The organism is Lentimicrobium sp. S6 (assembly GCF_013166635.1).
GTDB lineage: Bacteria > Bacteroidota > Bacteroidia > Bacteroidales > UBA12170 > UBA12170.
Genome location: NZ_JABKBZ010000061.1, coordinates 21,306 through 33,761, shown reverse-complemented (window position 1 = coordinate 33,761; position 12,456 = coordinate 21,306). Strand labels below are relative to the sequence as shown.

11 protein-coding genes and 1 pseudogene are annotated in these 12,456 nt (G+C 35.0%); 9 read left to right on the top strand and 3 right to left on the bottom strand.

Features of this window, described 5'->3' with window-relative positions; translation table 11 throughout:
- Nucleotides 1-163, top strand: a pseudogene (locus tag HNS40_RS23250) (IS982 family transposase); the annotation flags it as partial.
- A gap of 110 nt (nt 164-273) precedes the next feature.
- Here the strand turns inward: HNS40_RS23250 and HNS40_RS16960 are convergent.
- From HNS40_RS16960 to HNS40_RS16950, 3 genes are all read right to left on the bottom strand, one after another.
- Nucleotides 274-534 carry a hypothetical protein gene (locus tag HNS40_RS16960; RefSeq protein ID WP_172283045.1) on the bottom strand — a complete coding sequence of 87 codons (261 nt, stop codon included), beginning with the start codon at nt 532-534 and terminating at the stop codon, nt 274-276.
- Nucleotides 535-617: 83 nt separating this feature from the next.
- A complete protein-coding gene (locus HNS40_RS16955; RefSeq protein WP_172283043.1) occupies nt 618-2,120 on the bottom strand; it encodes a T9SS type A sorting domain-containing protein in 1,503 nt (500 codons plus the stop codon).
- A 117-nt stretch (nt 2,121-2,237) separates the two neighbouring features.
- Nucleotides 2,238-3,698, bottom strand: a complete 1,461-nt coding sequence (locus HNS40_RS16950; protein ID WP_172283041.1) for a T9SS type A sorting domain-containing protein — start codon at nt 3,696-3,698, stop codon at nt 2,238-2,240.
- A 228-nt stretch (nt 3,699-3,926) separates the two neighbouring features.
- Here HNS40_RS16950 and HNS40_RS16945 point away from each other — a divergent pair, with 228 nt between their 5' ends.
- The 8 genes from HNS40_RS16945 to HNS40_RS16910 all read left to right on the top strand — a co-directional run bounded on the left by HNS40_RS16945 (nt 3,927) and on the right by HNS40_RS16910 (nt 12,321).
- Entirely contained in the window at nt 3,927-5,081 is a 1,155-nt protein-coding gene (locus HNS40_RS16945; protein ID WP_172283039.1) for a metallophosphoesterase, read from the top strand.
- Between the two features lie 221 nt (nt 5,082-5,302).
- Entirely contained in the window at nt 5,303-6,154 is an 852-nt protein-coding gene (locus HNS40_RS16940) for a GNAT family N-acetyltransferase (protein ID WP_172283037.1), read from the top strand.
- Nucleotides 6,155-6,295: 141 nt separating this feature from the next.
- A complete protein-coding gene (locus tag HNS40_RS16935) occupies nt 6,296-7,033 on the top strand; it encodes a hypothetical protein (protein WP_172283035.1) in 738 nt (245 codons plus the stop codon).
- Nucleotides 6,984-7,541, top strand: coding sequence for a hypothetical protein (locus HNS40_RS16930; RefSeq protein WP_172283033.1), 558 nt, complete (start codon nt 6,984-6,986; stop codon nt 7,539-7,541). The genes HNS40_RS16935 and HNS40_RS16930 overlap by 50 nt, the downstream gene beginning before the upstream one ends.
- A gap of 13 nt (nt 7,542-7,554) precedes the next feature.
- Nucleotides 7,555-8,463, top strand: a complete 909-nt coding sequence (locus HNS40_RS16925; RefSeq protein ID WP_172283030.1) for a hypothetical protein — start codon at nt 7,555-7,557, stop codon at nt 8,461-8,463.
- Nucleotides 8,460-10,514, top strand: a complete 2,055-nt coding sequence (locus HNS40_RS16920; RefSeq protein ID WP_172283028.1) for a TonB-dependent receptor — start codon at nt 8,460-8,462, stop codon at nt 10,512-10,514. Before HNS40_RS16925 ends, HNS40_RS16920 begins: the two co-directional genes overlap by 4 nt.
- Before the next feature lie 20 nt (nt 10,515-10,534).
- Nucleotides 10,535-11,395 carry a T9SS type A sorting domain-containing protein gene (locus tag HNS40_RS16915; RefSeq protein WP_172283026.1) on the top strand — a complete coding sequence of 287 codons (861 nt, stop codon included), beginning with the start codon at nt 10,535-10,537 and terminating at the stop codon, nt 11,393-11,395.
- Nucleotides 11,396-11,406: 11 nt separating this feature from the next.
- Nucleotides 11,407-12,321, top strand: a complete 915-nt coding sequence (locus HNS40_RS16910) for a hypothetical protein (protein ID WP_172283024.1) — start codon at nt 11,407-11,409, stop codon at nt 12,319-12,321.
- Nucleotides 12,322-12,456 lie beyond the last annotated feature (135 nt).

Genomic DNA, 12,456 nt, shown 5'->3' with positions numbered 1-12,456 from the left:
TGAACTAAAAAACATGTGCCAAATTGAACATTCTAGGCACAGAAGTTTTGAAAATTTTATCTCCAATATTATCGCCGCTCTTATCGCATATTCATTCTTTGCTAAAAAACCTTCTATAAAATATGATTTGGAGAAAGACGATCAATTAGCTCTGTTTTTATAATCGAACTCGGGTTTATAGATACCCGCTAAAGGACCTACAAATGCTGGGGCATCAAAACCAGGCACTTGTTCCTTCTGAGTAGGTTGAATTTGATAAGTACCTGAAAGCTCTTACTGCTGAACACTTATAATTTCAATGCCTCTTACCACTTTATTCGCAGGTATGGCAATTTGTAAATACTTCACTGGCAAATAGGGCTTCCCCTCTTTACTTTCCATTTGGCATCCTGCCATAGTGGCGATATGCCATCCGTCTTTTTGCTCAATAGCAACATCTGCATTGGTAAATTGGACCTGCCCAAGATACTGGGCTTTTAAAGTTGTTAAAAACAGCATAGATAATGCTGCAAGAAAAATCAATTTCTTTTTCATAGTTTTGCATTTTTAAAGGGTTGATGTTTATTTAACTCATGCAGTGGGGTTCTTCCGCCAAGATGATGCCCCACTTGCTTTTTTTATTTAATAATCAGCTTTTCAGTATAAGTTTTATTTTTAGTTTGTATTTTTAAAAGATAAACTCCTGTTTTTATATGATTTATATTTAAACGTATGATATTCTTTACTCCCTCTACTTGTTGATGGAAGATACAAATACCAGTATTTGAATAAATGCAAATTTCAAAATCAGTCCATTTATCAGAAAAGGAAATATTAAGCTCTTGGGATGCTGGATTTGGATATAATGATATTTCCGGCTCATGGTATTCTACATTTGACACATCCTCATAAATACTAATACTCACCGGGTTTCTATGCAAAGTAAGCATACCTAGCAATGAATTTGTTGCCTGGCAAGTATAAACCCCAATATCGCTTGTGGTAAAATTATTAATAAATAAGGTATCCATATCTGCTCCTTCTGCTAATAGCTCGCCATCTTTAAGCCATTTATAATAGGTATATTCTCCGGCTGTTCCAGAGTAAATAGAATAATTGCTCCCAATACTCAATGCCGTATCTATCTCATTGAGCATATTTTGCTGGGGCCAATAATCGAAAAAGAAATAAATACCAGCCTGAAAAGACTCATAATGTGATTCCATTTGTTCAAAAGGAAGCTTATTTCCTCTTATATCGAAGAAGGTCATTAACCAATTATAATTAACCAATGGTAAACCTGAAAAATTATTATTAGCAATATTTAATTCATTGATTGAAAAGCTCATATTACCCCATTCCGGTGGTAGTTTCCCCGATAGTTGATTATTTGATACATTAAGTTCCAGTGGATTATCCCAATCTAAAAAGAAGTCACTAAAAGATTCGGGTATATTTCCTGTAAGATTATTATCTTGTAAATGCATTATTGTTAGGTTTTCAAGATTTGACAATACAGCTGGAATAATTCCGTTTAATTGATTATTATTTAGATACAACTCTATCAAATTAGTACAGTTACTCAATTCTGGAGAAATAGAACCACTTAGTTGGTTACTATGCAATGTTAGAAACTCCAGACTATCCAGATTTCCTATTTCCTGTGGAATTGAACCTATCAAGTTGTTTTCTTTCAAATTTATACTCCACAAATATGAACAATTCCCAATAGTATTGGGAATTGTTCCACTTAGGGAACAATTCCCAATATTGATTAATACTAAATCCGTCAAGTTTCCAATTCCAATGGTTAAATCTCCTTCTAATTCTGTATTATTACTAATTGAAATACGCTTAAGTTTTGTTAAATTCCAAATTTCGGGTGGTAATTCGCCAATCAAATTATTTGACGTAAGAGTTCCTCCACCTCCAAGTTGTAATACCCTCCCATCCTCAACAGTAATCCCATGCCAATTATAAACAGGCCCAGTAAGCCAATTGCTATTATTATCCCAATTGGGGCCTCCCGTGCTATTATAAAAAGCTACTAAGGCTAGAGAATCTTGTTCTAATACTTGAGAATATAGCGTTTGGCTAATTAGTAGTGCCAAACTAAGGGTAATTTTGATAATGGTTTTCATATATGCTTTTATCGAGTGTATAAAACTAATAATTTTTAATATTCAATATTAATTATTTAACAAATATATTGTTTGCAGTGGGGTTCTTCCGCCAAGATGATGCCCCACTTGCTTTTTTTATTTAATAATCAGCTTTTCAGTATAAGTTTTATTTTTAGTTTGTATTTTTAAAAGATAAACTCCTGTTTTTATATGTTTTATATTAAAACGGATGATATTCTCTACTCCCTCTACTTGTTGATGGAAGATACAAATACCAGTATTTGAATAAATGCTAATTTCAAAATCAGTCCATTTATCAGAAAAGGAAATATTAAGCTCTTGGGATGCTGGATTTGGATATAATGATATTTCCGGCTCATGGCATTCTACATTTGACACATCCTCATAAATGCTAATACTCACTGGGTTTCTATGCAATGTGAGCATACTTAGTAATGAATTAGTAGCTTGACAAGTATAAACCCCAATATCGATTGCAGCAAAATTGTTAATAAATAAGGTATCCAAATCTGCTCCTTCTGCTAATAGCTCACCATCTTTAAACCATTTGTAATAGGTGTATTCTCCTGCCGTGCCAGAGTAAATAGAATAATTGCTCCCTATGCTAAGTGCTGTATCAATAGGTATAAGCATGTTCTGCTGGGGCCAATAATTAAAAAAGAAATAAATGCCCGACTGAAAGGACTCATAATGTGATTCCATTTGTTCAAAAGGAAGCTTATTTCCTCTTATATCGAAGAAAGTCATTAACCAATTATAATTAACCAATGGTAAGCCTGAAAAATTATTATTAGCAATATTTAATTCATTGATTGAAAAGCTCATATTACCCCATTCCGGTGGTAGTTTCCCCGATAGTTGATTATTTGATACATTAAGTTCCAGTGGATTATCCCAATCTAAAAAGAAGTCACTAAAAGATTCGGGTATATTTCCTGTAAGATTATTATCTTGTAAATGCATTATTGTTAAATTCTCAAGATTTGACAATTCCGCTGGAATCACACCATTTAATTGATTATTGTTTAATCGTAGTTCAGTTAAACTGTTACAGTTGCCCAGTTCTGAGGGAATAGAACTACTTATTTGATTTTCTTGCAACTCCAAAAATTCTAAACTATCCAAATTTCCTATTTCAGGAGGAATTGAGCCTGTTATATTATTCTCCCATAAACTAAGTTGCCGTAATAGTGAACAATTCCCAATACCCAACCCGGTTAATTCATCTAAATTTCCAATTTCAGCAGGAATATTACCCGTCAGTCCGCTTTCGTGCCCAATAAATAATCCTTTAAGAGCTGTTAGGTCTCCTATTTCTGGCGGAATAACTCCAACTAAATTATCCAGAGAATTACCATATCCTCCAAGTTTCACAACCCTCCCATCTTCAACAGTAATCCCATGCCAATTATTAACAGGCCCAGTAAGCCAATTGCTATTATTATCCCAATTGGGGCCTCCCGTGCTATTATAAAAAGCTACTAAGGCTAGAGAATCTTGTTCTAATACTTGAGAATATAGCGTTTGGCTAATTAGTAGTGCCAAACTAAGGGTAATTTTGATAATGGTTTTCATATATGCTTTTTTAAATAATACATAAAGTATAAATCAAACAATACTAGCATACTGATTTGAGAAATACTTATATGATATAAAAACGAGATTACAAACCTATTTTATAATTATATATTTTAATACTTTTTTAACAAAAAAACTGAATAACAATTTATCATATAAAAAGGAGCACGCCATCACGTATTATCAAATAGTACTATATATATTTGCCAATTCAAAAATCATCACATGCGTCTAGCCATTTTCCTAATCACAGTAATTAGCCTTTTTACATTATTAGGCATATATCTATTTACCCGAATGGGACAAGCTTTTCCTGCTTCTATTATGGGTTTAAAAATCACTTTGGTGCTTTATATTTTTATTCTAATTTCATTTTTTCTAGGAAAGGTATTAGAACGAACTTCTATCAATATTTTAAGTGATGCCTTAATTAGAATTGGTGCTGTTTCAGCTGGATTCTTTGTATTTGGCATTTTCAGTATCCTTTTCTTCGACATCCTCAGAGGGGTAAATCATTTAATTCCATTTTATCCAGAGTTCATTACTGCCAACTACGCCAAATCAAAATTAATCATAGGATTAGGTACTTTGGGTTTCATTTCTATTATTATGCTGATTGGTTTTTTAAATACCATCAATCCGAAAGTAAAAACCTTAGAACTGGACATTCAAAAACCCAGCAGTAGCCTCAAAGAACTAAACATTGTAGCGGTGAGTGATATTCATTTGGGAACCATGGTGAATCACAAAAAAACCAAAAGATTAATTTCCATGATTAATGAACTGAAGCCAGATGTGGTTTTGATTGGGGGAGATATCATTGATGATAATATTAAAGTGGTTCAGCATGATGAATTGGTGGAGCATTTTAAAGAAATTAAATCGAAATATGGTGTTTATTCCTGCTTGGGAAACCATGAGTATATCAGTGGAGCACAAAAGGAATTGAACTATTTTGAAAAGAATGGAATAAAGATGCTCGTAGATACTGCCGTTACCATTGATGGGAAGTTTAATATCATTGGTCGTGATGATATCCAAGCTCAAGCATCTTCAGGCATTCCTAGAAAAAGCATTACTGAGCTTCAAAGCGAACTCAATATCTCACTCCCTACCCTCCTCCTCGATCATCAACCCTATAAACTGGAGGAGGCAAGTCAAACAGGAATCGATTTCCAATTTTCAGGACACACCCATAATGGACAATTCTGGCCATTAAATTATATCACAGGTATGATTTTTGAGCAAGATTGGGGCTACCTAAAAAAGAAAGATTCTCATTTTTATATCTCCTCTGGTTATGGTACTGCAGTTATTCCTATCCGATTGGGCAATGATTCTGAAATAGTGAATATCAAACTGAGGAATAGTTTGAAATAGTAAGGGAACATTATAAGCATCTATTTTTCAGTATCTAATTCCATTTATACTTGCACAAACATATTAACCTCATTTCTACTACAGCACAATCTTAGCAGAAAACTGGATATAGTTAAGGGTCTGCTGTAATAAGACGAGAATGAATTCATGTGAAGAAATGAATATAAACATATTTTCATACTGAATAATGATTACCTTTATCGTCCCAAAAAATTAACGTTATGACTACTATCAATTACCAAGTCAAAACGATATCTCGTTCCCAGCTAGATATGGTTATTGACTGGGCTACTCAAGAGGGATGGAATCCTGGACTACACGATATTGATGCCTATTATGCTGCTGACAAAAACGGATTTCTAATAGGATATTTAAATGGAGAAGCCATCGCCTCTATTTCCGTAATAAAATATGATGATACTTTTGGTTTCTTAGGATTTTACATGGTAAAACCTAAATATAGAGGCCAAGGATATGGATATAAAATTTGGCAAGCGGGAATGCAATACCTAAAAGGATGTAATATTGGCTTAGATGGAGTGGTAGAGCAACAAGAAAATTACAAAAAAACAGGTTTCAGATTGGCCTATAATAATATTAGATTTCAAGGTAAAGGAAGTGGGGAATCCATTGAGAATACAAGGATTACATCATTAAATCAAGTTACTTTAAAGCAGATTAAAAAATTCGAAAACCATTTTTTCCCAGTTCCTAGACCCAAGTTTATTGAGAAGTGGATCCAGATGCCAGCATCCTATGGATATGCCATTTTAGAGGATGGTGATATTAAAGCTTATGGCGTCATGAGAAAATGTAGAGAAGGCTATAAAATCGCGCCTCTATTTGCAGAAAAAGCCGAACAAGCCAATGAGTTATTCGAGATATTTAAAAGTCATGCTCAAACCAATGAGCATATTTACTTAGATGTTCCAGAAATCAATAATGAGGCACTATCACTTGCAAAGAGGTATCATATGACAGAAATATTTCAAACTGCCAGGATGTACACCGGAGAAATCCCAAAGCTTCCCATCGAAAAAATATTTGGCATCACCTCCTTTGAAATAGGTTAGATTTCACTCAAAAAAAATCTGGAAACCGAGTCCCATCTCTATCTCAGCAAATTAAATCTCAACACTATACTGATTCTAAATTGCTCGATTCGCATTATTTTCCCTATCGGTTTTTATATCTTTGCGCTTTAAACACAGCAAATGATTGAGTTATTAATTGGCATCGACGATACCGACAATAAGAATACAAGAGGAACTGGTTTTCGCTCTCGCCAGATGGCGGACTTGTTTTCTAAAGAAGGTTATGAAGTATTGGAGATTCTTCGCCATCAATTATTTGTTCATGATGACATCCCCTATACCTCTCAAAATAGCTCAGCAAGTATACATATCATTGCTGATGATATTGATAAAGTCATCAATTTATCACGAGACTTCCTCAATGAAATAGCTGCTGACGGTTCCGATGTAGGACTTTGTGTTTCCACATTCGAAAAAGTAAATCAAGAGATTATTGACTGGGGTAGAAATGCAAAGAAAACTGTCCTCACTAAAAAAGACGCTTTAGCTTTAGCAGCTAAACACCAAATTCATTTGGAAGGACTAACCGGAACCCATGATGGAATTATTGGCTCTCTTGCAGCTATAGGTCTTAGAAAATGGGGAAACGATGGCCGCTGCATTTGGTTGCAAGGACATGAAATTAGAGATATCAAAGGCATTCATCAAATCTCCTCTTTGAAAAAAATAGTCAACATCGATGAAGTACAAACCACTGAAGGAATGGTCATTGATGATGAAGAATATTTAGACATAAACGAATGGTTCAGGCCGGCGATGAAAAACAGCAAAATCATCACCTATGTGGAACCTACAAAAAATACTAGCAATGAGTGGAAAGTCGTATCAAAAGAATACATTAAGTCTATCTCTAACTAAGAGATACGCTACGGTTATAGAAATATTACTCCTCATCTTAACAGGAGTTTTTATCGCTACTTTGCGTGCTTATTTACGCGTACCCTTAAATATCCCTGGACGTCATGGAATTGAAGTGATAGGTATATTAATGGCTGCAAGAATGTTATCCGGTCAAAAATTTGCCAGTAGCATTACCATGTTGGCCAGTGGCTCCATGATGCTTTTACCTTTCATGGGGTTTAAAGACCCAACTATCCCATTTATGTATATGGGCATTGGATTTGCTCTTGATTTTGTTTGGGCTAAATTCGATCTCAAAACTAAGAATGCTTATATCGTTGCATTTTTCGGTGGTCTTTGCTATATGATGATTCCACTATTACGATTGGGGCTTCATTTTTCAGGACTTGTTTTCATCAGCTCCTTTGCAAAGCACGGTATAATTATTCCAATCCTTAGTCATTTTTTCTTTGGAGCTCTAGGTACATTAGTAGCCTTCGGCGCAATTAAAGCCCTTAAAAAATAAGCTATTACAAAAAATGAAAGCTCAGTTTTCGCATATATTCCGAGTCGCATTTTTATGCATATCGTTTTTTGTATTCTTATATTCATGCAAAAAGGAGATTACAAACTATGCAAACCCTACTATTGAATTCATAATAGCAGATGGATTCATCAGTAGTGATACCAGCGCCAAGGTTGGGGATACTCTTTCAATAAGTGTTCTAGCACAATCATTCTCCGAATACCCAATCAACACTATCCGGTTTCAAAGAATTTCCCCCATCGACACCATTGTCATTGATACAGGTATGCATGTTCAATCAATTACCATGAACAAGAATATCATCAAAAGCGTGGCAGATTGGGAGATTTGGAATATCACGACTAGAGATAGAAACAGAAAACAATCAAATACCATCAGCATTAAAATTACCAAAGAAGAAAGCAGTTCCCATGGTGACATCACCCATGTCCTTCCTATTAGTCTAGGTTTCCAAGACAATAGTGAGTTTGAGAGTTTCTATTCATTAAGTCATCAAAGGATTTACAATAGGGAGGATGCTTTTTCCATACAAGAAGAAATTCATTTACTATCCTATTATGACAATGTAGATGAAGATGAACATACTATAGCCTCTCCTGGGGCTAATGTTCCTGAGACCATATTCGAAGGACAGTTTGCATTAGAAAATTGGGATACCAGAAATACAACTCGTTTTGCAGAACCCAGTATTACAATCGAAGACTTTGATTTATGTGAGAATGATAGTTTAATTTACGCCACCACCTTTGCTTTTGAAACGGGTAAAAGAAAAGCAAAAAACTTAAAAGCCAATGACATATACTCCTTCGTATCGGATAAGGGGAATTTTGGCTTGTTCAAGGTCATCTCCCAATCAGGAAATGAAACAGGAAGTGTTATTATTGAAATGAAGATGAAATGAGGAAATTAAGTTTACTATATAGCTTTCTATTTGTAAGTATTTTCTCTTTTGGGCAAATAGACAAGGACACCATCACTACCAAAGAGATTGTAGTTACAGCCAATCGCTATGAAAAGCAGATAGATGAAATTCCTGCAAAAATTGAACTGATCAAAAGCACAGATATTGACGAAATGCCGGTGAATAATCTGGATGACGTTTTTAATTCCATAAGTAATGTGAATGTAAATAGAAGTTGGGGACCATTTTCAAAAAACTCCAGTGTAACCATGCGAGGTTTAAGCTCTAGTGCTCGTACTCTTATCCTCTTAGATGGAGTTCCAATGAATGTTGCCGCTGGTGGCTCCGTAAATTGGCACATGATAGATCCTGATAATGTAGCAAGAATAGAAATCACAAAAGGACCCAACTCAGCCCTCTATGGAAATAATGCTATGGGTGGTGTGATTAATATCATCACCAAAAAAGCAACATCTCCTCTTTCTATCAACAGCAATACTTACGCTGGTTCTTTTGAAACCTTAGGACAACACCTCAGAGTTGCAGGAAGTAAAGTAAAAAATGAAAAAGGACTTTATTGGGGCCTGAATGGCTTTGGAAGAAAAGGCAATGGCTATTATTTTGAGAGTGAAGCCACCAGAGATTTCACGGATACCACCACTTTTATTTGGGAATATAATGCTGGTGGATACTTGGGTTATCAGTTTAATGCCAACCATAAATTAGAAGTGAGCGTTGATTATTACGATGATTTGAGAAATAGAGGAATCCAGGTATTTGAAGAAAATGGTAGTCACTATAAATTCACTAACTCGATAGTCAAAGCCAACTATTCAGGAAGAATAAAAGGATTCAGTATTAATGCTAATGCCTACAGAAAAAGACAAGATTACTTCTATCAAAAAGAAAAAATAAATACCAGCGGTGAATATAAACTTTCTGAAAGCTCCTCTATTGATATTGATGAGGGAATTTGGATAGGAATCAATAAAATGATTTCCGAAAAGAACTATCTCATTTTTGGTGCTGACATCAAACATGGCGACACCAAATATAAGGACATTTACTTTACTTCTTTTGATGAAGTTTATTATAATGGTAATTATAATTTCTTTGCCTTATTTGTTCAAGATGAACACGATTTAAACAAAAAATTCAAATTAGTTAGTGGACTTAGATTTGATTATGCCAACTTCTATGGTGGCGATTTTACCGTAAAAAACCCTTCTGCTGCTACCGCATATCCAAGAGATATTTATAATTCTTATCAATCACAAGCATGGAATGCAATGAGTTTTAAACTGGCTTTAAATTACAAGCAAAATGAAATTCTACGACATTATGTCTCGATAGCTTCTGGTTTCAATCCTCCTAAACTAGACGACTTATGCCGCTCTGGGAAAATTAGTAAAGGAATAAAGGTGGCCAATCCAGAATTGACTCCTGAGAAACTATATAATATTGAAATGGGAACTTTTATCACTTTAGATAAATTATCCATTGAACCTGCAGTTTATTATTCAAGAGGAATTGATTTCCACTATTTGGTCAGCCTTGGAGAAGATATTGATTTGGGTGGCGAAGTATTACCTCTATTACAAAAGCAAAACATATCTGACGTAGAAATTATTGGAGCTGAAATCAATGTTAAATACCAAATTCTCAAAAACCTAAGACTCTCCACCAACTACTCCTACAACTATACAACCATTATCAAATATAATTCGACAGAAGGTGTTGATCTTACTGGGAAATATGCTGTTGAGGTACCTCCTCATCAATTCTATGCTGGTCTGTTCTATCAATTCAAAAACCTAAACACCTCACTATCCTATAGATATATTGACGAGCAATGGATAGACGATGCGAATACGCTAAAGGTAGATGGATATTCCATTTTCGATTTTAAATTGAGTTATACCTTAAAAACACATTTTCAACTATATATAGATGTACAGAACATGTTCGACGTGGAATTTGTAGACAGAAAAGGCTACCCATCTCCAGGAAGATATGTTCTCTTCGGATTAAAAATTAACTATAATAAATAATCATTCAAAAAAAAAGTTTTATGAAAAAATTCTACTTCTTAATTTTAGTATTCATTGCAGGTTTTAACCTCAATGCACAAGTTTTAATCTCAGGATTTGAGTTTCCTGGTGGAGTTGAAGAGCCATTCAATGCCAACCTAGGCTTAGAAAACAACTTATCTTATGATATCCGTATGGAAGATACAGATGGCGCTGGTGAGTATTCTCTTTATTTGAAAAAAGGTGTAGGTGGTGATAGTGACTCTGCTGCTACTTGCGCAGGTTGGGATAATGCTGCCAATTACAAAATGTTATCTATCAAAGTAAAAGGAAGCGAATATGGTCACTTTACTGTTTCTTCTCAAATGCGTTCTACTAATAACGATCCTGGTCCAGCAGACTGGAAAGTAATGTGGAGACATAGTGGTGGTGAATGGGCTGATATTCCTGGTTCTGAATTTACTATTGCCAACGATTGGACAACAGGTCAATTGGTTGATATCGCAATCCCAGAAGCTGCTAACAATCCAGAAAGCTCTTTATATATTGCTTGGGTTCCTACTTCAAACCTTGATATGAATGGTGATGAAGTTACTGCTGCAGGTACTGTAAAGATAGACAATATCATGATTTATGGTTCTGACAATACAGGACTTTCTGAATTACATTTAGAAAACAATACTAAATGTTTCCCTAACCCAGCTACTAGCAATGCAAGTATTGCTGTTGATGTAGATGCTATATCTATTTCAACATTCGATCCTTCTGGAAGAATGGTATGGGAAAATAATACTCCTCAGCAGTTGAATACTATGAATGTATCTAATCTTTCTGAAGGCGTTTATATGATTCGTGTTCAGTATCCAAACTATATGGTTACTCGCAAGTTAATCGTAAAATAGGGGCATAAAATATGAAACTTTACAATTTGGCGCTTATCATTCTACTACTATCCACGCTTTTAGCATGTGATAAAAATGAGGATGCTAAGCCGCCAAATGTTTCACTTTCTCAAAGCGAAGCATATACACAGGAGAATGAGATTGTTAGTATAGGCGATCCCATCAAATTAAGAATTATTGCAAATTCTGAAGAGCCCATCACCAATATCGTGATTAGTTATACGGCCGATAATGAGGAATATGTTAAAATAGACTCCGGATTATATTCCACATCAATAGATTTCACAAGAACATTTTGGCAAGAAACGAAATTAAATGCTGTTTGGGAAATTCAGGTGATGAACAAAGAGCGTCAAACTGCAGTAAGCACTCTCGCCATTTCAGGCGACCCCAATTCCACCTATGGTGCCATCAATGAATATAATAACCTAAGCATTGGTATGCAAAATAGCAGCACCACTAACCCTTGGTTCGATGCTCAACTAGCTTATAGCTATCCAAGTGATTCTGGTATTATTGTTCAGAACGAAGTTGATTTCATTGCTTATTTTAAATATTCTGTTGACAATAATACAAACCGCCCTTCACCTACCTTCTCGTCTCCGGGTGAAGATGGCAATGGTTTAGGAGAATTATATGAAGAGTATTACCCTGAATTATTAAACTGGGATACCCGCAACTATACAGCTTGGGATATTAGAGCCACTAATGGCATCAATCTTCAAAACTTTAATCAATGCCACGACGATAGTCTACTTATTCATTCCTTTGATGATACTTGGGGAAAGAAGAAGTATAAATGGCTTGAAGCGGGCTTATTCATTCCTTTCCAAACTGGAAGCGGAAAACATGGGATTGTAGAAATCATATCTGCTGATACCATGGCCGAAGGAAAAATCACCTTTAATATGAAAATTCAGAAATAGCTAGTGTCTGCAAGAAAAATCCGATAAATCGTTATTTCATTTCTTGGAGTTTTCTTATCTGCTAATAAAGACATAAGACCAGCTTGTTATTCACAAACAGCTGACGCGGAAAGTTCTGCTGAATAAAACCTCAGT